We start from the raw sequence: 19,974 nt of genomic DNA on the forward strand, positions 1-19,974 counted from the left end.
AAAGCGAAATTAGTGATCTTCATCAATATATTTTGTAAAGATTGCATGCTTATAACCAGAGTATGGCCTACAGGACTGGTATTCAAAGTCTTTGTACGGAATTTCTTCTATTTCCCTTATAATGTAATCATCAAAATATAAAGCACCTTCCACTAATACAACTTGCTCTGATAAAATTTCCAGTAAATACTTAGTAAATAAAAGAAGTGAATCTTTTCCAGATTGATATATTCTAATAAAGTCTACTCCTTTTCCTTCATCATATCCTTTAACTGTTAATTTTCCAGCTTTCAAAAACAATACTACGTCTGGCCACTCTACAAATAAATCTTCAAATTTTTTTAATTGCTCGGTTTCAAAATTTTCTCCACCATTAATAAAAATAGCACATGTTTTTATTGATTCAGACACACTCAAGCAACCTTCGTATTCATTGCTATTATATAGACTTTCTATTCTTGCTTCAATATCGAACAGCCTGCTATTTATGGTATGCCTATGTTGTCTTATAACCGATTTTGCAGTTTTAGATTTTACAACAACATTCTTTTCTGCATCAGAATTATAATTAGTTTTTACCTCAATAACAGCATTTACAGACTCTGCAAAATACATTGAATGACCATTCATCTTCAATTTAGGAAAATTAAATGAATCCCATAAAACAATATCTGTTTCATTACTCCTTGTAAATGCACCATATACCATACCTTGTCCAATCTCAAAGCGCTTTGGGATAATTTCACTTAAGTAAATCTTGATTAGATCTTCTCTGTGACTACCTTTAAGACCATTATGCTCGCAAACAGCTTGATTTGAAACTGCTAAAAGTTGATCGGTCTTATTTTCAAAATACTGTTTTATTAATCTACCGGTATTGGCCTTTAACAAAATACTCACCTCCTAACTTGGATCAGATTTTCCATTCGTATGTCTCTAAGTCAGAATTAACAGCCCATACTTGAGCATGCCAGGGATATGTTCTTTTTAATAATTTCCCTTTCTTTCTTACTGCAAAAGTTTTTTTGTTTGAGCATCGAATTTCATCTAATACATTTTTAATTGCTTTGTCATATTCCTTTTTATTACCTATACTATTTCTACCCCAAGCAAAGATTACTTCGTCCACTTCAGCCAATACTGCCTTTAAGGTGTTTATGTTGTTTTTCATCTGAGGGGCAAAATGTGCCGAAGATATAAATTTCTTTACTCCCTTAGGGTTTGTCGAATAACAGGGAAATAAATTCATTATATAGACTTTTTTATAATCTTTTCTACAAAACTTAAGAACATTATTAATAGTATGATCAGACTGCTCTTTATCTGCTTTACTTGGATTTTTCAGTATCACTAAAACACTTTTACAACCCGAGTTTTTTAGCGGGATACTAAGTAAATATCGATAAAAACCATTCTTCTTACTTGGATCAATAGCAATGTTAGCATTGTCAACGTATCCTTTATACCTATAGACTTTTTTATTCATTTTCAACATCCACATCCTGTGGGCAATCAAAAAAGTAAGTTGCACTTTTAACATTTCTTACTCTAACTGATATGCTCTTTTGATTTCTATAACCAAAAACAAATTTGAAAATAAACCCCCAAAAGGCTCCTATTGCCTTCTTATCGTCATCTGATAAGTTATCACTTATGTTTTTATTTGCCATTAAAAATACCTTTACAGGTGGTATCTGTAAAATATCATTACAAAAAATGATATTGTTCATCAACTTGGGGTTTAAAATAGTATTGATACACTCATTCCAAAGTAAACCACTATTCGGAAAGTTAGAGAAGGGCTTATACGTATTGGAAAAATCAGAGTTAATCTTATTAATAATATCTGTTGATTTGAAAATCATTTATCCACACTCCTTACACAGTTTTATTACCCTTTGTTTATAAGGGTTATATAATTAGTGTATTGTATTGAGTGTTATCTGTCAATAGTTTTTGCTATAGTATTTTAAAACACCAAAATTCCCCTCTCATCATAAACACTGCCCCCATCGTTTTTATTTCTAATGCACCTATCTAAGGCCATAATGGTGGCAACTATACCGTCTATTTTCTCCACGGATTTATCCTTGTCCGGCTTAATGTTTCCAGCAGGGTCTTGCCTCATGACCACATTTTGTGCCATCCACTTAAGCACTGGATGTCCTCCATGGTTGATTGAACCACTCATTAAAAGCTTATACAGTTCTTTACTTGGTGGTGACATATCCTTATATCCCTGTCCAAAAGGAACAACTGTAAAGCCCATACCTTCTAAATTTTGAACCATTTGAGTTGCATTCCAGCGGTCAAAGGCGATTTCTTTAATGTGGTAATTCTCTCCAAGCTCCTCGATAAACTTTTCGATAAACCCATAATGGATTACATTCCCTTCTGTGGTTTGAATATGGCCCTGCTTTTCCCAAACATCATATAAAACGTGGTCTCTTCTGCATCTTAGTTCTAATGTGTCCTCCGGTAACCAGAAAAAAGGCAATACGATGTACTTATCATCTTCAGTTCTTGGTGGGAATACAAGAACAAAAGCGGTTATATCAGATGTGCTTGAAAGGTCTAGTCCTCCATAGCACTCTCTTCCTTTAAGTGAATCTATATCAATAGAAAGGTTACCTCGATCATAAATATGGTCGGGTATCCAGCATACAGTTGCCGATGTCCACATATTAAGCCTTAGCTGTTTAAACACATTCTCTTCGGCTGGATTCTCTAAGGCATTTTTGTATGCTTCCCTAACCCGGTCAATAGATATCGTATGTCCAAGTGAAGGGTTAGCCTTATACCAGTTTGCTTCATCATTCCAATCATCTTCTTCTGTCAAACCATAAACTATTGGATAAAAAGAGTTATCTTTCTTTCTACCGGCTTTTATATCAAGGGCTTTACTGTGCAGCTCATAGCAAATACTGTTTTTATCGGTTCCAGCGGTTGTAATAATAAAAAACAACGGTTGTTCTCTGGCATCACCAGAACCCTTTGTCAGAACATCATAAAGCTTTCTATTAGGCTGGGCATGAATTTCATCAAATACAAGTCCCGATACATTAAGTCCATGCTTTGTGGCGGTTTCCGCAGATAGAACTTGATAAAACCCTGTATTAGAATAGTTAACTATCCGTTTTGTAGCGACGGTTATTTTTGAACGCTTAAGTAATGCTGGTGACATCTGAACCATCTGCTTGGCCACATCAAATACAATAGAGGCCTGTGACCTGTCACAAGCAGCACCATAAACCTCTGCGCTAGGCTCATTATCTGCATATAGGAGATATAGAGCAATTGCTGCCGCAAGCTCAGATTTCCCCTGTTTCTTTGGTATCTCAACATAAGCTGTTCTAAATTGGCGTCTTCCCTGTGAGTCTACAATGCCAAATATATCTCTTATAATCTGCTCCTGCCATGGCAATAAGAGAAAATTCTTCCCCGCCCACTTCCCTTTGGTGTGTTTTAGGTTTTCTATAAACGCAACTGCCCTATCGGCCTTTGCTTTATCATAATGAGATGTTTCAAGCATAAAGGGTGACGGGGTATATTTAAAGCTCATTAAATATCACCCCTTAATAGCTTCTCCATTTCATCTGTTGGCTCTACCGAACCTTCTCCCGCTGCAATTCGACTTCTTGCAGATGGTGTAAGTCCAAACTGTTCACAGAACCTTAACATTATTTTAAGATTAGTCTGGGCGATGGAAACCTGTGGCACCTGCTGCAAATAACCGTTAGGTGTTCGTATCATGGTGCCATGCTGGGTAATAAATTCTTCTGCTTCCTTCCACCTTGCATAGGCCTGACAGTAACCCGCAAAAGCGGCCATATCCATTTCTGTCAGGATTCCCATCTGCTCAAGTAGCTTCCCCATCCGTTTCCATTCTTTCTTTGCTTCCTGCTCTAACCATGAAGGGCATCTGGGAGCTTTTTTTGGCGGCTTTGGCTCTTTATCGTTGAGTGCACGTTTCCCAGGGTTACCTTCTAGTTCTTTTAATGCTGTCGGTTTGGGTTTTCTTCCTCTCTGTGCCATAAGTTCCACCTCCTCTCATTGGCTTATAGCAAGAAAAAAGACCTCCGTAGAAGTCTTTCACTTGGTTTAAATCTGTGTTTTTATCCCTCAACCTTCCTGCAGCTGTCCTCCCCGTAAACAATACTGAGTCCGCTACCATTATCCCAAGAAACCATAATACTTCCGATATCATCTACACCGATTACAGTTCCATGTGTTCCAGTGGGTGGTGCTTGCTGATCATCCATTTTTATGAGCTTTACTCTTGTTCCAGGTGGGTACTGTTTTCTTAATCTCTCTAGGATTTCTTTTCTAATAAACATCTTCATCCCCCTCTACCGAAGAATCCTCTAGTGCTTTTTCTAAGATGGCTTTATCAAAGCCAAATCTCTCATAGGCATCTTCAAGGGTTTTATAGTAATGGTAGCTGGGCTGTCCTAGTTTCCTGTTATGATCCATCATGTAAACCATGCCTTGAATCTTCTCTCCATCAAGGTCTAACTCCAACCACTGCTTGTAGTAGAATGTTGGGAAACCTTCATAACGGTCAAGGTTATGTTCATCTGTCGCTTCAATCTCCCAAAGAACCACTGGCACCTTCCGCCCTTTTGCTTTTTCAATGGTAGCATAGGTACCTGTCTTAGAACCTTTGAAGATAAGCCTGTAGTCTTTTACTTCTGACACACCTTTAAGTTTTGCCTTCGGACACCTGAAGGCCATTTGACCTTCATCCATGTTACTGCCGTAGGCGATATACAGTTTTGTTTTCATTTCTTTTCATCCTTTCTTCAAGGGCCATTCTTCCCCGCCAGCTTGCCTGTGTAAGCTTTTCAGCCGCTTAAGGAACCCTTCTACCACCTTAAGGGCGGTTCTCCCGCCCCGGTACGCCTGTGGCTAGTTATTTCATGCTACCTGTCTGAATGCAGAGTTCCCTTCAAGGTATTTTAGAAAATGGAGCCTGCAGGTTTTGAACTCGTCCCCGATAAGGCCAAGTCTTAGCATCCAACATCTGAATGTGTATTTCTCGTTGTCCGTCACCGTTTTTCTGGCGGATGCTTTCTTCTGACTTAGGGCTTGGTGGCTCACTGCCAGGCAAAACTGAATGTATGCCTTTATCTCGCCTGCATGGGTGGTGGAGTTGAAAAGCCTAAATTCTACAGTGCCCTTGGTAAAGGTAGCGTGTAAGTTGAGTCCATAATATCTGGTGGCGTTATAATGCCTGTCTCTTCCGTAGGGATCCTCGGCGTACCAAATATCTGAAAGCTCGGTCATAGTCTTTGGCTTTTTCTTGTTGATGGTTTCAAGCAGCTTCTCATTGGTTTTCTTGCAGTACCTGATTCTTCCACGGTCTATCTTAAGCGCCTTGTAAAGGATGTCTTCCTTACTGGCGATGATGTTGACAATGTTTCTTAAGGTTTGAGGGGTAAAGCGTTCTGCTCCAACATGTACATGTATCCCGCAGGAATTGTTTACAATGGCGCCCTTGCGTCTTAGCTGCCTAACCAGTTCCTGCAGATCTTCTATATCCTCGTAGGTGAGAATTGGACTAACCACCTCTGTTTTGTATTCATCGCTGGCTGAAACTCTGGTTCTTCCCTTTTTCTTTTGAGGAACAATGCTTGAGTCGTACATGGCCTTCCAGGTTCTCCCCTTGTTGTCCTTAGCTTCGTAGGTTCTGTAGGATCCCCCTATGTAGATGTTTCTTGTTCCAAAGTAGTCTGCGATGACCTGACCTGCCTGTTCTCTCGTAATCCCCGTTAGTTCAATTTCAATCCCGAAGGTTTGCGTTTTCATCTAGCTCTCATCCTTTCTATCACCTGTGTTTTAACCGTTTTGGTAGTACTATATATCACTCTAAACACAGGTAATAGCAAGCTAAATGTGCATATAAAACGCATATATTTTCTATTCTTCTAGGGCAGTGTAGAGGCAATAATCATAGCCTTCGCTGGAAATAAGAAGTCTCTCCCCTGTTTCTATGTTAATAACTCTAATGCATCTAAGGTCTCCATTTTCATTGGACCCGCCATCAGACTTTTCAATCCAAGGTTGTTCATTAAAGAAATCTTCAGCAAGGGCTTTAAACTCATCACCTTCCAGGGACACCTCTTTGGTCACTTCATAAAAACTACCAAGCTGCCCCTTCTGTTTCGCATAGGCTGTAGCCTCTTTTAGTTCCTTCAGGTCATTGAGCTTTCTCCCAAATAAGGCTCTCGGTCTATTCGTCATGTCCATCACCTTCTTTTCTTTCACGCAGTCTCGCCTTGTGTTTCTCAGCATCATCAGGGGTACGAAAAGCTGTGTGGCCTTTTAAACCTTCAAGTAGGGCTTTTCTCGATTCCTTTGCGCCACTTCCCCCTAGTCCCAGTCTGACAAGCCATACCCGAAGGTAGTATTTCTCATTTTCAGGTTCACTAACTTTTGGACTTATTCTCTTTGCCTCTTTTGCATGGGCCACCATCATGGCTGCCAGTTCTACATAGGCTCGATTCTTTTTCGGCTTTTCTGAACCTGGAAATGTGAAGGTTACCTTGTCATCTTCAAAGCTCAGTCCTGAAATGGCTTCAGCACTTTCACTGCATAGGTTAAGGAACTCTTCTTTGTTTTCTGGCAAATTCGTTTGCAGCGCATTAATAAATTCATCATTGATGGAAAACTGCTCTTTTCCAACCACCCGGTTGAGCAGGTACTGTTTGCTTTTAAGCATGTAGATCAGGTTTTGAAGGGCAAGTCCCTCCATACCCTCTAAAGGAACGCTGACCTCCAGAGTTTCAAGTTGCTGCATTGGTTCTACAAATCCCTGCTCTTCTAAGTGTGCTCTCATCCTTTCACCATCCATTTCTGTTTCACTTACCACCGTTCCATCTCGTTCAATGATAAAGCCCTCTGCCCTGTATGCATAACTTGGTGGTCCTACATACTTAGGCTTCTCTCCTAAAAATTCACCGATGCTTTTCACCAGCTCTTTTCGATTTTCACAAGTTGTTTCAATACGCATTGACTGATACCTCCTTTATTTTTGGTACTATATACATCACTCTAAAGGAGATATAAGTCAAGCCTTTTAGGGCCATTCATTTGGCTCTTTATATATTAAATAACCTTTACTCTACTTCTGCTTCCTGCTTTACATCCTCATAGGAAATTTTCTCCCCATCTCTTACAAGAAACACATCCGCACTGGTCCCTGCATGTAACACGAACCTTTCTACAATCACATCCACAAACTTTTCATCCAGCTCTACCATATAACAAATTCTATTGGTCTGGTCGCTACTGATAAGTGTACTTCCAGAACCGCCAAAGGGATCTAAAACGATGCAATTAGCAAGGCTTGAGTTCTTAATGGGGTAGGCTAGTAGCTGCAGCGGCTTTGTCGTTGGATGAAGTTTTGATTTCGTTGGCCTATCAAAGTTCCAGACGGTTCTATTTTTTCTATCCCCATAAAACTTATGACTTGCTGTCGGCTTCCACCCGTAAAGAATGGGTTCATGGGCGTATAAATAATCAGATCTTCCAAGTACCGGAGCATTTTTCACCCAAATACAGGTTTGGTGGCAAAAGAAGCCAGCTTCTTTAAAAGCGGATCTAAAATTAACTGTCTCCCTATCTGCATGGAATACATAAATTGCTCCACCATCAACAATATGCTCAAACATATTTTGATATGCTTTTAAGAGAAACTCATAGAACTCTTTATCCCCCATATTGTCATTTTTAATTTTCCCAGCGGTGCCTTCATAATCCACGTTATAGGGCAAGTCCGTAAGAATCATATTGGCTTTTTTACCATCCATAAGTTTTTCATAGGTTTCAGGAATCGTGCTATCTCCACAAACTAGACGGTGTTTTCCAAGTAACCAAAGGTCTCCCTGTTTTGATATAGGTTCTTCCTTTAGGGCTGCGTCCACATCAAAATCATCATCTTTAATTTCTTTGTCATGGACTTTAGAAAATAGCATCTCTATCTCCGGTGGCTCAAAACCCGTAAAATCTGTATTAAAATCTGCAGCTTGAATATCCACCAATAGATCTGCTAGAAGTTTTTCGTCCCACTCACCAGCGATTTTATTTAGTGCGATATTAAGGGCCTTGACCTTTGCATCTTCTTTAATATCAAGGACTACACACTGTACTTCTGTATGCCCTAGATCTTTAAGGACCGTTAACCTCTGGTGTCCTCCAATCACTGTCATATCGTAGTTAACAATAATCGGTTCTACATAACCAAACTCTAGGATTGAGCTTTTAATTTTCTCGTATTCCTTATCTCCGGCTTTTAGCTTTTTCCTGGGGTTATATTCAGCCGGCTTTAAATCTCCAACCGGTATGGTTTTCCATTTCATATCACTCATAATATGCCTCCTCTATCATGGAAGGTCCAACATAGGGTGCTCTTCCTTCTTCTTTTCTCCAAAACCTATCATGTACATAGCAGTTGTGACTGCAATACTTCCTGTTCTTGTTTCCGTAGACCTTGAAGTCCTCGCCGCAATAAGCACAGGTCAAGTCATAGTAGGCTGTTTCTTTTCGCTGAATGTTATCCGAATGCTGCATCCACCACTGACGTCTACAGGTATCTGAGCAAAACTTTCTCTTCCTACCAGTGGCCGGTTGTTTCAAATCTCTGCCACAGCTTAAACATGCCTCGCCCTTCTCCATTTTTTCTAAGATATTTATCCTAACATCCGATGCTAGGCCATCTAGGTCATGGGTCTTACAGTAATTTCTAACGATATCTCTTGAGAGTCCGGTAATTGAAGCAATGGCCCGATAACCAACACCTCTCAACCGAAGCTCCCGTATTTGTTTGGCTTGAAATTTCGTCACTGCTTCACATCCTTTCCTTCATTTATTGCATAAAAAATGCTGCAAAACTCTGCACTCAGCAGCTGTTTCACAGCAAAAGTAGTAACTATTTAGCAAAACCTTTCAGTGATTTAAACTATAAATTCCTTGTAGTTTGGCTATTTCATTAAGTTTTTTTCAGACGGTTAAGCTATTTTTAGGTATCCCCCCTATTTAATTCTGCGTTTTTTTACACGAAGGGGGGCGGCGGTCCTGATACCACTGGGTTGTAGAGATTATAACCGCCCCTCCCCCCATATTTGGAGTCAGTACGTGTACTCCTGGTACTGATCCTTACTTCTTGTCTTTCTATCATGACACTTCTTACAAAGAGCCTGCCAGTTACTCTGATCCCAAAAGAGTTCACGGTCTCCACGGTGGGGAACGATATGATCTACTACCGTAGCTTTTACAAGTTTACCTTCTTCCTTACACTTAACGCACAGGGGACTGGCCTTTAAGAACCTGGCTCTTGCCTTCCTCCACCTGCTGTCATAACCTCTAGCGGCAGCACTTGGTCTGTCATCAGTGTGTATCTCGCAGTAGGTCTTGTCTGTTAAGTTTGGGCAGCCTGGATACTTACAGGGTTTCTTTGGTTTCATAGGCATTGCCTTCACCTCTCAATGATAAACTCTTCGTGAAGGTACTTTACCTTTTTCACACTCGTCCCAAGGGCCTCGGCTATATCTTTCCAGCTTAGGAAGTGTACATGTCTTAGCACCAGTATCAATTTGACTTTAGGGCTTTCGACAGTTTCCAAAAGCCTGTAGAACCGTTTAAGTTCCACCTTTCTTTGTCCTAAAAGCGCCTCTCTCTGTTCCTCCATAAACTCCAGTGAACACAATAAATCCTTTTCTTCTTGGCGGTCTCTCCCTCGGCGATCGTTCTCGATTTTTTCACAGTTGATATCCAGCATTGCTCGTATCAGTTTCTCATAGTCCTGTTGTATTTGATACAACCTGCCCAGCCTGGTTCTCATATCCTGTACCGATGGTTTTCTTCTTAGATCTTTCCATTCCGGTTTCATTTTCTTCATCCTTTCCATGAAAAAAGCCTCTGCAGTTTTTAATGCAAAGGCTTCTCTTTATGACAAAAACCCTCAGGACGCTAGTCCTTTGGGCTCTTTGGTGTTTTTTATATTCTTCTACACTTTATACTATAGCACACTTGCTATATGAACTTCTATGAATTTTACTGAAGTCCTTGTCAATTTATCAAATTAATTTTTACTGATAAATCATTCTCTCATACTTCTACACTTTACACTATATCACATGTCCAATATGAACTTCTATGAAGTTTTCTGAAGTCTTAGTATTTTATCCACTTTTTTTAATGCTCTACCGTGCAGCTCCATAATCCACCTAACATCGTAACCCATTGTAGCAGCAATCTCATCCCAGCCTTTTTTGCTAATGTATCTCATCTCAAGTATCAGCCGGTAGTTCATTTCCTCTAGCTGATTGATGGTCTCCATAATTTCATTTCTTAAATCTATATACCTATCCGTAATTTCATTGGTTTCATGTCTCAGGTCAATGAGTTTGACATTGCTCTCTTCACGGGTGTTTTGTCTTTCCCCACCTGTAACTTTCACCTCTGCAAAATTAGACGTCACCTTCTCCGCCATCGCTTTAAGTCTCTCTTGCTCTTCCAACTTTTGATTAATCATTATGTCAAGCCACATAGCCTGTGATAAATATGTTTTAGCATTCATAGTTTCCCCATCTCCCTTCTGAAATCTACTATCAACATCTATCCATTTAAACTTAACACCCCTTAAGTTTATAAAATGTAACTCTCATCACTTTTACTGCATTTATAACTCTAGTTATAACCCTTTTTTCTTTCATGGATTCATTACCTTTTCTATTGGATCCACGAGATCAAAGGCGGCATAAACTCCGGCTAAAAAACTTGTTATAGGGCGACCTTTATGTTTCCAGACTGTTTTACCGTTATAGCTTACGCCGTAATGCTCATCGTTAAAATTACTACATATCATCTGTATATATGAGCTTTTATACATAAGGATATAATTACCATTAGGGGTTTCCTTCCACTTCCTTTTAGGAAAGTTTCTTTTTCTTCTCGCCCTATTTTTCATTAAGCGTTCTCTTTCCTTAGCTGCTAGAATATCTCCTTCCATAATTCCAGCACATATACACCCAACGCTTACACTCTCAAAGTAAAGATCATGCTCCATTACATGGACAAATCTCACTCTACTACACCCGCAAAGTTCACAGGTAAAAAGGCTATTACTTGAATTTTCATCTTCAATGTCAATCAAGTCTGTTGGGTACCAATCACTAAGTGGTGCGTTCCACTCTTTTAATTCCTTCTGACATCTTGAGATATATGCACTTGAACTCATCATATTAACCTCCTGTTCTTATCGTTCTCAAAACTCCAAAACCCCTATACGCGCGAAATATACAAGTATTACTCTATACGGGGTTATTTTATATAATTTATAATTAATAATAATTATTAGGATTATAAGAACATAACCTATCTAAGGCTTACCGCTAGAGGGCTTTGAGTTGTTCCATAATTTGTTCCTAAGCATTATTTAAGGAACAACTCAAAATCGGGAACATGTACCCAATTTACTGTTTTTTAGGAACAGCGCTAGGAACGTTTTTAGGTACATAAATATACTGTGGACCATAAAGAGTAGTCCGCTCCTTTTTATCCCGTCTCATCCAGCCTAGTTTAATTAATATGGCAGCTAGATTATTAGAATCTGCTCTGCCTAAATTGGCTCTGTCCTTACCAAAGCATTCACACCAAATTTCCATATTGCATACACTGCTTCGTCGAATTTTCCCCATTCTTTCTTCAGCACCAAATTCATTTCCGCTTAAGAAGTTTCTTCTCTCAAAGAGATCCATCTTATCCCAATCCTCAGAGAGAAGGGTATCTAGGTATTCCCGAACCAAACCTTCACGCTCATCAGATTCCATGGCATCTCTTTGTTCATCCTTGGCCAGCTGCTCCATGGATGCATCAAGATATAGCTTTTCCCCAGCTTTCACGTATACTAATGCCTCTGCCCATATCTGCTGAATCTCTTCATTAGAAATTTCCCATGATTTTTTACATCCATTACCCGGGGTTTTCACTGGCCAGAACCTACGATTCCCTGTTGTATCCCTTAGGTAGCCGGACTCTGCATTGGTGGTACCAAAGAAAATGCACTGGCGAAGATGAGGTGTGGCACGTTTTCCAAAGGCTGCACGGTAAATATCGTTTTGCCTTGAGAGGAAGGATCTTAGGGTTTCAACTTCAGCTTTTCTAAGGCCTGCCAGTTCACCAATCTCAAGTATCCAGTAACCCTGAAGTTTCTCTGCGGCGGTTTTGTCTTTAGTATCTCCAAGGTTTAAGCTGTCGGAGAACCATTCCCCAGCAAGCTTTGAGATCAGAGTACTTTTACCAACTCCTTGAGGTCCATTTAAGACAAGCATGGAGTCAAATTTACAGCCAGGATTTTGAACCCGACTGATAGCTGCACATAGGGTTTTTCTCGTAACAGCACGGACGTATTTGTTATCATCTGCACCAAGGTAGTCAATGAGTAAGGTATCCACTCTTGGCACCTTGTCCCACTCTGGTAAAGAGTCCAGGTATTCTCGAATAGGATGATAGGACCTGTCATCTGTCACTTTAGCCACAGCGATTTGATAATTACGCTGAGAAAAGGTCCCATAGTTGGAGTCAATATAGCTAATGAGTTGGGCATCATCTGCATCCCTCCAGTACTTTGAAGGATGGTTCCAAGGGACGCTGCCTTTGATTTCCATACCATCAAGCTGCTGATTAAATACTATCCCTTGTAAATTAGGATCATTTTGTAGAATCAGGGTGATGTTGTGTAGATTGTTTTTTAGTACCGTGGAGCGGGATTCATATTCCAGTCTTTTCTGCCATTCATCATCTTCACTAAATTCCTCCTTGGCCCTAGCCTGTCTCTCTTCTATGAGAAGAAGCTTAACCTTCTCATCCTTTGAGGCAAACTCCATCATGGCCTTATAGGAAGGTAGCTTGCTTACTGGAGTATCTTCATTACATTTATCATCTAAGTTTCTAAAACGGTGGATGCGGACTAAATCAAAAGCGTTTAGCATCATCCCATAAGCTGGATCAGTGGAGTGATGGGAGAAGGAGAACTTATCATCCTCTATCCACACTCCTGCGGAAGAATCCGCTGGAATATAATCATAACGATCTGAGGCTGCACTTGGCTCATAGACCTCGGATAAAAAAGTCGCAATGGCTTCTCTTATGGTATAGCTCCTGCAGAATGCTCCAATAAGACCAGACTTTGAAAGTGGATCTTGCTGTTTCTTCTTCTCCCTTTGCGCAGCGTCCGTTTGCCTTGATGGACCTGGCCAAGAGGATATATCTTTCCAGTTATGGTATTTTGCCAGTATGGAGTCTGGATCTAGAAATGGCCCTTTCATCTCTTCAAAGACATATTCTCCATCACTGGGTGTACTCGGCCAGTACATAAACTGGCTTGGCTTGAAGGAAGCTTCGTCAAAGTACTCTAATCCAATTTCAAAAGCAACCATCCTACTAATGGCTTGATATTCATCAGCTGAAACCGGCCTAGAAAAAGGGGCCACTGTTCTTAGCCTTGGCTTATCAGGTGTATGACTATGGGTAGAATGAGTACAAGAAGAATAAGGAAATTCTGATTTGACATCCGCCATATAGCTGGCTACTGATTTTAAATAATCTGCATCAAGGGATAGCATCGTCTTTGATGCGATGTGTTCATTCTTGCGGCTACCATTCTTAAGATCTGCTGCAATATATCCGCCCACATCTTTGATATCATCCTGCTGCTTTTTCTTCATTTGATGATATTCAACTTGGGTCTCCCTTGTATAGGTGGTACGGGAGAGTTTTTTTACAAACTCATCCCATGTCACCACTCTTTTTTTCCAGTGCTTATCACGTCTGGTATTTCCTGTGGATATAATAAAGTCCATGGTGTCCTCCTTTCTAGTGATAGGTAACCACCTAGTTTTCATTCCATGGTTCAGCTGTAACGGATACTTCTTCCGATGCATAACTTACAAGATTGGTGTATTCACATAAGCTATAGATGTACTCCGTATCACAGCCTGCATCATCTAGTGCTGCTATAACCGATTCTTTTACCTCTTCATCATCGCTGAAGGCTAGCAGCTTTAACTGCTCTAAAATCCTTCCGACAACCTCCTCTTCACCATAGATTTCAATAAGCTCTTTTAAAGATTTGTTCATAACATGTTCCTCCTTTGGATTTTTAATTTTAGCCTCTATATATAGGGCACGGGAGAGCAAGAATTAAACCCCCTTTTTAAAAAAATTCATTCCTTATATATAAGCCGCTAGAAAGTTTAATTTCGTAAATTTTTTCAAAAATATTTTTGCCCCCTATATATAGGTCACGAGAATCTAAAAAGTTGCCCCCCTAAATTAAAAAAGTTCTCTCACTTGTTAACCAATAAAACCAATATCTTGGTAACCTATTTTTGTAGCCAGCATTTTAAATATAATGTTTTTTTGCGTTTACGTAATTTCTTAAGCAAAAAAAATATCATTGGGATCATCTATCTCAAGATATTGACAGATAGCCTGAATCTCCCTTCTATAGAAATCGCTGTTACCATTGATTTTTCTATACAGTGTGGCTTGATTTATCCCTAGTAAATCGGCAATGTTCTGCATAGTCTTGCCTTTTATAACGAGTAGTGCTTTAAATTTTTTCTGATCAAACACTTTACTCCCCCCTTTCTTTTTTTGCTTTTACGTAACTTTATTTTAATACATCTCACTTTACTCGTCAATACGTAAACGCAATTTTTATGTGGTATTTTTAAGTTTATATTGCAAATACGCAAATTTTAATGTATAGTAAAGTTAAATGATATTCTCATGAAAGCAGGTGAGGTAGTGGAATTTAAAGACAAAATTAGAAATAGAAGATTAGAGCTGGGCCTTACCCTAGAGGAAGTTGCAAAAGCTGCGGGTCTAAGTGCACCAACGATTCAAAGATATGAAAGCGGAGAAATTAAGAATGTAAGAAAAGACAAGATTAAAGCTTTGGCGGATGCACTTCAACTCACGCCTACCTATTTAATGGATTGGGAGAAAAATCCCGAAGTTAAGAAAAGCTTTGACTATTACATGGAAATGCAGCTCCACCTACTTGGCTATAAAATTATTTATGATGAAGAGGATGCCTATATTATTTTAAAAGGCAAAGAAGGTGAGTTTGAAATAACTCAAGAAGATCTCGAAAAACTAAGTGGAGAGTTGCAATCGTTCTTGAATTTTAAAATTTTTGACCTTATGCAGAACTCCCGGAAGTTCGGAAAATAAAATAAGCATCTACCTGGTCACTCAGGCGGATGCTTATTTTATTATTATTCAACACCAAGAGCTTTAAAAACTGCGTCTTCAGGTGTCTGATAAAAGATTAGATTAAATTTCCCCATCAATTCCGGAGGGACGGAAGACATATCCGCAGCTGATGTAATTGGCAATAGTACTTTTTTAGCGCCACTATCTAGGCAAACCTGAAGAACGTTAGCGAGTTCTTCCACTTTTATAATACTTCCACTAATACTTAAATTTCCTAGAATCGCAAGACTACTGACCACCGGCTTATGCAGTGCCGCTGAACATAGGCCCACAAATGCAGCTAAAGATAGTTGATTAGTGATACCTATTCCATTTAAGTCTTGAAGATGCATTAAATAGTCCTTCGTTGAGGTGCTGATGGTACCACTAACATTTTTACCATTTGCTTTTAGATATCTATACGCTGTATCTATAGATTCTTTTGCTTCCCTATCAGACCCTATTCCTGTACGCTCAAATTTACCAGATCCAGAAACCATTTCTGTTTCCAGTTTGAAAACGCCAAGCATACCAGATTTCCCTCGACTTACAGTATATACCTGTCCAGGCTTATGAAGTCCTTCAGGAATCAGTTTGCCACCGCCTTGCTCTGGTACAGGAACGAATTCTTCTGTGAAATCTGTATTATCTATATAGGAGAAATTCACATCATAAAATTCCATACCACCGATTTTCTTAAGCTGTTCTTTCACACGTCTACGACTCTCCAGTGCAAATCGGAGAATTTCCTCGATATCTTCCTTCTCGAACTTTCCATTTGGATAGATTAACTTTATAAGTCCAGATACCATTTTCCTTACGGCAATTACATCACGTTGATTTAGATTATTTCCTATTTTAAAATATTGATCCAGCGCATCTGCATAAGAGGTTTTTCTCAACTCCCTTAAAAATTCTGCCAGATAATCAGTAATAAAGCCATATTGGTTTGTAAAAAAGTCAGGTCTGTATTTAGGTATCTCCCATCCAGGTAGATAACAGTGCATCCTATCAAAAAAAGCACTATCATATGCCATAGCTTCCGGGAATGGATCAAATAAATGGGATGTTTTAAGGAGTACATCCACACTTTGATTAATATTTCCCACAAAAACCATAGATGCAGAAGCATTTTTTTCTTCTTTACCTCTTGAAAAAGATCCGGATGCCATATAGTCTTTCATAATTTGTATGCCATCTTTATCTTTAAAGGTAATCCCTGCCACTTCATCAAATGCCACACAGTCCCACATACCAACTAGACCAACTGTCTTATTTGACATGTTATAAAAAAGATTTGCCACAGTAGTTTGTCCCCCGGAGACCAGAATGCTATTTGGTGAAATCTCCTTATATACATGGGATTTCCCCGTGCCACGAGGTCCTAACTCACATAGGTTAAAGTTGTTCTCTACAAGCGGAATCATTCTAGCTAGGAGTAGCATCTTTACCCTAAATGAAAATTTGATAGGCTCCATTCCTATGGACCGAAGAATAATGTCTATCCATTCTACTTTTGTAAACTGATCTCTTCCATCTAGTACCTCAGCCATATTTAAATTCGGCATTTGAATAGGAGTAAGTTTCGTTATGATGAAGGGGATTCTACTCTTATCTGCCTCATCATAGAAATACTCCAACTGAACAATACACCAGATACCTCCACTCAGGAGGCGTTCAAAATCTGATGCATATTTCTCTGAAATGGGTACATTTTTGATTCCCAAATTGGAAAATTCCGCCTCATAGATATCATGTCGATAATTTAATTTGACAGAAAGCTTATCTATAACTGTATAGCTGCCCCGTTCTCTTAATTTAGAGATAATCTTCTGCGCTTCATCAGGACGAACGAAGTTTTCAGCCAAGATATTTTTTACATTGCGTACACCTTCAGCTATGGCGTCTTCCTCCGTTGTTGCGCAGTACATCCCGAGAAGATATTCCAGTACATATACAGGTACATTAGCGCCTTCTTTAATCTTCTTGGTCAAATCTTTACGTACGATCTTCCCTGGAAAAACTTCATTTAGTTTCTCATTAAGATAATTATCTGAGGCCATCATATCATCAGCAGTCTCTTCACTAATATGTTTTATATCAAAGTCATCTTGAAATTCTTCTATTTCAATTTCATCATGGTTTGATTCTCTTTCATCCACCTACTCACCCCTCCTTAGAAGCCGAAGCCAAAGTCATCCGCAAAGGCTATATCCATTACGACACCATGACGTAAAACTTCAACATTGTTTTTATCATCATAAGCTACTAAATAATAACTCTTAGATTTATCATATTGTTTGTTCTTGAAATTAAACTTTAATCTAAAAATTCTCTTACTAGGATCGTTATCCTTTTTATCTGCTATATAGATGCATTCATTAGATATTTTTTCATTATCTTCTGAAATGAAGAAGATTTTGTAGCTGGTTTCTTTCACCACATCACTCACTGCGTCAGACTGAATAAAGTCTAGTGAAGAGATTAGGTTCGTAACCTTTTGAACCATACTAACCAACATAATTTGTGCTGGTCTTGTATCTGCATGACCTTTTTCAACTTTCACGTCAATAACAGGAATAATCATTTCCTGAGGCGAGGATCCACCGTGAACAAAATTCTGACCGCCACCAGATACTTTAAATACATTAGAGCTGATGGGGACGGATAGTATTTTTGAATCACTATTACCTAAGATCTCTCCCATGGATAATGACATAATTCCATCATCTTCTACCGCTTCTTCTGAAACAATAAATCTTCTATTCACAAAGGCATCATTATCTGCAAAATGAACAATTTTATCTCTTTCTTGTAACTTGTCTCTTTTGTAAATAAAACCGTGATCTGCTGTTACGATAAAATGATAGGTATTTGCACTCACTGATAGCCGTTTAATCAATGTAAACACCTCTTCTACAGCTTCAGCACAAGCAGTAAATACTTCATTTTCCGTATTTAATTTATCCCCTCTAGCATCAATCTGGTTATGATAAATATAGACCACATCCATGCCTGTGAACACTTCTCTAAGCTCAGTTTTTTTCATCAATTTAACATCATCAAATTGAATGGTTCTACTTTTCTGTGTATTAGAATTTAGTATAGACTCTCGCTGCTTAAGAGATTCCGAAGGCATTCCATCAACTAAAACCTTGCTATCATCATTTAATTCAAGAGTTCTGTGGGGAAGTAGTGCTCCCATACCAAGTCTGGTATAAGAAGGTAAAACGCCCATCATAGCTTCAAATTTAGGAGAACATTTCTCGTCATTCTGTAGCTTTGTGAAGAGTGATTGACCCACTTCATATCGCATAGCATCTGAAATAATTACCACAACTCGGTCTTTGCTAGGCTGAACATACTTGCTATAAAAACTTCTCTGAAGAGGTAAAACAGATTTCATATCCCCCTTCTTCAGAGCACTGTTCCAACTGTATACGCTTTTCGCCAGATATTCATTGGTGTATATGTTTTCAACCAAATCTCTCAATTTTTCAAAAGGTGCATTATCACTTAACTGATCGTAGTTTAAATAAAATTTTCTGTATTGACTATCGATCTTATAGTCAGATGTTATATACTGGATGACAATATCTTTTAATCCTTCTTCGCTTTGATAATTGGCAGCTAAGATCACATTATAGGCACTTTCGAGCAGATGATACTCGGTTCGATATTTCTCTCTAAAGTGCTTTTTACGTCTATCCTTACAAATTTCAGTCATGGATAAATTATTAAGTTTTGCTCCTACATCTTCACTAAGAAGGCGATCTTTTATCCAGCCAATTATGATTTGATCTACTACCTCAAAGGTATCACAATTTAATAAGGCTTCCGGGTTGTAGCTCTCTAATGCTGACTTTGCATTGAGGCTTTTCGAAACAAGGGATGATAAATCATCATATTTTCCCCTGTATAGAACATTGTTCATTAGATTATCAAGGAAGGCGATAATGTTACCTGATTTATATGAAACAAAATTCTTCCAAGAGGAAGGGACCTCACCTTGAATATATCGCTGTGTATAGGTCACAAACATGGTGATCACAAGTTTTTCTAGTGTAGGCTCTACATCTGTATAGCCAAACTGTTCTTCACATAAACGCCAGAAGGCCTCTAAGAGATCATACTTCTTAAACGCATCTAAAAATTTATTATCTTCCAATTTATCCTCTGTCAAAACAACGCGTACAACCTCGTCAAAGAAGGCTATTCTTGTTTTACATAAAACACTCATAAGAGCTACTTCAATGCTTTCTTTAGTAAAATTTTCAAGCTCCAATTCATAAAATTTCTGTGTTCGATCTTTTGCGCCAAAGAACTTGATATGCTTCTGTATAACAGGCTTATACTTCTGATCAATCCCCAAATCTACAGTCAGAAGTGATGCCCGATCAGCAAAAAACTGTTTGGAGTAGAGTAACATATCCTCCAGATGGTTATCTCTTACCTGGGGGCGTGGGAATGGTGCATAGATAAGATAGTTAGTTTCAGTATCTTTCCGCTCAAGAAAATATTTAGTATAAAATTGATTGTCTTTTTCCAGATGATATATCTTAGCATTGCTAATCTCCAAAGAATCAATGTCCTCTTCAAATTCTGCTTTATCATCATACCAGAACACCAGCTTACGGGTTCCTCCAGTGAACTCATTATTGAGCTTATCGGTTATCTGTTTTAGATTTAATTCTGCCATCTCACACCCTCCTT

The 19,974-nt window shown here is 38.9% G+C and carries 22 protein-coding genes; 1 reads left to right on the forward strand and 21 read right to left on the reverse strand.

Features of this window, described 5'->3' with window-relative positions; genetic code table 11:
- Window positions 1-9: 9 nt before the first annotated feature.
- From GGQ84_RS02565 to GGQ84_RS02655, 19 genes are all read right to left on the reverse strand, one after another.
- Window positions 10-891, reverse strand: a complete 882-nt coding sequence (locus GGQ84_RS02565) for a DUF6602 domain-containing protein (protein ID WP_429158741.1) — start codon at window positions 889-891, stop codon at window positions 10-12.
- 22 nt (window positions 892-913) lie between these two features.
- Window positions 914-1,486, reverse strand: coding sequence for a DUF1643 domain-containing protein (locus GGQ84_RS02570; RefSeq protein WP_429158743.1), 573 nt, complete (start codon window positions 1,484-1,486; stop codon window positions 914-916).
- Window positions 1,479-1,865: a hypothetical protein gene (locus tag GGQ84_RS02575; RefSeq protein ID WP_429158745.1), complete on the reverse strand. Its 387-nt coding sequence runs from the start codon at window positions 1,863-1,865 to the stop codon at window positions 1,479-1,481. The genes GGQ84_RS02570 and GGQ84_RS02575 overlap by 8 nt, the downstream gene beginning before the upstream one ends.
- A gap of 104 nt (window positions 1,866-1,969) precedes the next feature.
- Window positions 1,970-3,562, reverse strand: a complete 1,593-nt coding sequence (locus tag GGQ84_RS02580; protein ID WP_429158748.1) for a terminase large subunit — start codon at window positions 3,560-3,562, stop codon at window positions 1,970-1,972.
- Window positions 3,562-4,035, reverse strand: coding sequence for a phage terminase small subunit P27 family (locus GGQ84_RS02585; protein WP_429158751.1), 474 nt, complete (start codon window positions 4,033-4,035; stop codon window positions 3,562-3,564). The genes GGQ84_RS02580 and GGQ84_RS02585 overlap by 1 nt, the downstream gene beginning before the upstream one ends.
- An 80-nt stretch (window positions 4,036-4,115) precedes the next feature.
- Window positions 4,116-4,337, reverse strand: a complete 222-nt coding sequence (locus tag GGQ84_RS02590; protein ID WP_429158915.1) for a DUF4314 domain-containing protein — start codon at window positions 4,335-4,337, stop codon at window positions 4,116-4,118.
- Window positions 4,327-4,785, reverse strand: a complete 459-nt coding sequence (locus GGQ84_RS02595; protein ID WP_429158753.1) for a gamma-glutamylcyclotransferase family protein — start codon at window positions 4,783-4,785, stop codon at window positions 4,327-4,329. The genes GGQ84_RS02590 and GGQ84_RS02595 overlap by 11 nt, the downstream gene beginning before the upstream one ends.
- Before the next feature lie 132 nt (window positions 4,786-4,917).
- The gene (locus GGQ84_RS02600; protein ID WP_429158755.1) at window positions 4,918-5,808 is read right to left on the reverse strand and encodes an amidoligase family protein; all 891 of its coding nucleotides are present in this window, start codon (window positions 5,806-5,808) and stop codon (window positions 4,918-4,920) included.
- Window positions 5,809-5,919: 111 nt separating this feature from the next.
- Complete coding sequence (locus tag GGQ84_RS02605) at window positions 5,920-6,243, reverse strand: hypothetical protein (protein WP_429158757.1); 324 nt, start codon at window positions 6,241-6,243, stop codon at window positions 5,920-5,922.
- The gene (locus GGQ84_RS02610; protein ID WP_429158760.1) at window positions 6,233-7,012 is read right to left on the reverse strand and encodes a hypothetical protein; all 780 of its coding nucleotides are present in this window, start codon (window positions 7,010-7,012) and stop codon (window positions 6,233-6,235) included. Before GGQ84_RS02610 ends, GGQ84_RS02605 begins: the two co-directional genes overlap by 11 nt.
- A gap of 106 nt (window positions 7,013-7,118) precedes the next feature.
- A complete protein-coding gene (locus GGQ84_RS02615; RefSeq protein WP_429158917.1) occupies window positions 7,119-8,360 on the reverse strand; it encodes a site-specific DNA-methyltransferase in 1,242 nt (413 codons plus the stop codon).
- Window position 8,361: 1 nt separating this feature from the next.
- Complete coding sequence (locus GGQ84_RS02620; RefSeq protein ID WP_429158761.1) at window positions 8,362-8,844, reverse strand: RNA polymerase subunit sigma-70; 483 nt, start codon at window positions 8,842-8,844, stop codon at window positions 8,362-8,364.
- 284 nt (window positions 8,845-9,128) lie between these two features.
- Window positions 9,129-9,470, reverse strand: a complete 342-nt coding sequence (locus GGQ84_RS02625; protein ID WP_429158764.1) for an HNH endonuclease — start codon at window positions 9,468-9,470, stop codon at window positions 9,129-9,131.
- A 5-nt stretch (window positions 9,471-9,475) separates the two neighbouring features.
- A complete protein-coding gene (locus tag GGQ84_RS02630; protein ID WP_429158766.1) occupies window positions 9,476-9,907 on the reverse strand; it encodes an RNA polymerase sigma factor in 432 nt (143 codons plus the stop codon).
- A 246-nt stretch (window positions 9,908-10,153) separates the two neighbouring features.
- Window positions 10,154-10,579: a DUF1492 domain-containing protein gene (locus GGQ84_RS02635; RefSeq protein ID WP_429158768.1), complete on the reverse strand. Its 426-nt coding sequence runs from the start codon at window positions 10,577-10,579 to the stop codon at window positions 10,154-10,156.
- Window positions 10,580-10,711: 132 nt separating this feature from the next.
- Window positions 10,712-11,242: a hypothetical protein gene (locus GGQ84_RS02640; protein WP_429158771.1), complete on the reverse strand. Its 531-nt coding sequence runs from the start codon at window positions 11,240-11,242 to the stop codon at window positions 10,712-10,714.
- A gap of 232 nt (window positions 11,243-11,474) precedes the next feature.
- A complete protein-coding gene (locus GGQ84_RS02645; protein WP_429158774.1) occupies window positions 11,475-13,862 on the reverse strand; it encodes a virulence-associated E family protein in 2,388 nt (795 codons plus the stop codon).
- 31 nt (window positions 13,863-13,893) lie between these two features.
- Window positions 13,894-14,139 (reverse strand): hypothetical protein, encoded by a 246-nt coding sequence (locus GGQ84_RS02650; RefSeq protein ID WP_429158777.1) that lies wholly within the window; start codon window positions 14,137-14,139, stop codon window positions 13,894-13,896.
- A gap of 300 nt (window positions 14,140-14,439) precedes the next feature.
- The gene (locus GGQ84_RS02655) at window positions 14,440-14,637 is read right to left on the reverse strand and encodes a helix-turn-helix domain-containing protein (RefSeq protein ID WP_429158779.1); all 198 of its coding nucleotides are present in this window, start codon (window positions 14,635-14,637) and stop codon (window positions 14,440-14,442) included.
- A 174-nt stretch (window positions 14,638-14,811) separates the two neighbouring features.
- Between GGQ84_RS02655 and GGQ84_RS02660 the strand changes: the two genes are divergently transcribed.
- Window positions 14,812-15,240 (forward strand): helix-turn-helix domain-containing protein, encoded by a 429-nt coding sequence (locus GGQ84_RS02660; RefSeq protein WP_429158782.1) that lies wholly within the window; start codon window positions 14,812-14,814, stop codon window positions 15,238-15,240.
- Window positions 15,241-15,284: 44 nt separating this feature from the next.
- Here GGQ84_RS02660 and brxL read toward each other — a convergent pair whose 3' ends face one another.
- A complete protein-coding gene (gene brxL, locus GGQ84_RS02665; RefSeq protein ID WP_429158920.1) occupies window positions 15,285-17,324 on the reverse strand; it encodes a protease Lon-related BREX system protein BrxL in 2,040 nt (679 codons plus the stop codon).
- Window positions 17,325-17,437: 113 nt separating this feature from the next.
- Window positions 17,438-19,960: a BREX-1 system phosphatase PglZ type A gene (gene pglZ / locus GGQ84_RS02670; protein ID WP_429158785.1), complete on the reverse strand. Its 2,523-nt coding sequence runs from the start codon at window positions 19,958-19,960 to the stop codon at window positions 17,438-17,440.
- Between the last annotated feature and the right edge of the window lie 14 nt (window positions 19,961-19,974).

The sequence above is a fragment of the Desulfitispora alkaliphila genome (assembly GCF_050433185.1).
GTDB lineage: Bacteria > Bacillota > Desulfitisporia > Desulfitisporales > Desulfitisporaceae > Desulfitispora > Desulfitispora alkaliphila.

Bases quoted from the DNA above. Each gene is read 5' to 3' on its own strand.
- GGQ84_RS02570 (WP_429158743.1), bottom strand. From the start codon at position 1,486: ATGAATAAAAAAGTCTATAGGTATAAAGGATACGTTGACAATGCTAAC.
- GGQ84_RS02575 (WP_429158745.1), bottom strand. From the start codon at position 1,865: ATGATTTTCAAATCAACAGATATTATTAATAAGATTAACTCTGATTTT.
- GGQ84_RS02580 (WP_429158748.1), bottom strand. From the start codon at position 3,562: ATGAGCTTTAAATATACCCCGTCACCCTTTATGCTTGAAACATCTCAT.
- GGQ84_RS02585 (WP_429158751.1), bottom strand. From the start codon at position 4,035: ATGGCACAGAGAGGAAGAAAACCCAAACCGACAGCATTAAAAGAACTA.
- GGQ84_RS02590 (WP_429158915.1), bottom strand. From the start codon at position 4,337: ATGTTTATTAGAAAAGAAATCCTAGAGAGATTAAGAAAACAGTACCCA.
- GGQ84_RS02595 (WP_429158753.1), bottom strand. From the start codon at position 4,785: ATGAAAACAAAACTGTATATCGCCTACGGCAGTAACATGGATGAAGGT.
- GGQ84_RS02600 (WP_429158755.1), bottom strand. From the start codon at position 5,808: ATGAAAACGCAAACCTTCGGGATTGAAATTGAACTAACGGGGATTACG.
- GGQ84_RS02605 (WP_429158757.1), bottom strand. From the start codon at position 6,243: ATGACGAATAGACCGAGAGCCTTATTTGGGAGAAAGCTCAATGACCTG.
- GGQ84_RS02610 (WP_429158760.1), bottom strand. From the start codon at position 7,012: ATGCGTATTGAAACAACTTGTGAAAATCGAAAAGAGCTGGTGAAAAGC.
- GGQ84_RS02615 (WP_429158917.1), bottom strand. From the start codon at position 8,360: ATGAAATGGAAAACCATACCGGTTGGAGATTTAAAGCCGGCTGAATAT.
- GGQ84_RS02625 (WP_429158764.1), bottom strand. From the start codon at position 9,470: ATGCCTATGAAACCAAAGAAACCCTGTAAGTATCCAGGCTGCCCAAAC.
- GGQ84_RS02630 (WP_429158766.1), bottom strand. From the start codon at position 9,907: ATGGAAAGGATGAAGAAAATGAAACCGGAATGGAAAGATCTAAGAAGA.
- GGQ84_RS02635 (WP_429158768.1), bottom strand. From the start codon at position 10,579: ATGAATGCTAAAACATATTTATCACAGGCTATGTGGCTTGACATAATG.
- GGQ84_RS02640 (WP_429158771.1), bottom strand. From the start codon at position 11,242: ATGATGAGTTCAAGTGCATATATCTCAAGATGTCAGAAGGAATTAAAA.
- GGQ84_RS02645 (WP_429158774.1), bottom strand. From the start codon at position 13,862: ATGGACTTTATTATATCCACAGGAAATACCAGACGTGATAAGCACTGG.
- GGQ84_RS02650 (WP_429158777.1), bottom strand. From the start codon at position 14,139: ATGAACAAATCTTTAAAAGAGCTTATTGAAATCTATGGTGAAGAGGAG.
- brxL (WP_429158920.1), bottom strand. From the start codon at position 17,324: ATGGCCTCAGATAATTATCTTAATGAGAAACTAAATGAAGTTTTTCCA.
- pglZ (WP_429158785.1), bottom strand. From the start codon at position 19,960: ATGGCAGAATTAAATCTAAAACAGATAACCGATAAGCTCAATAATGAG.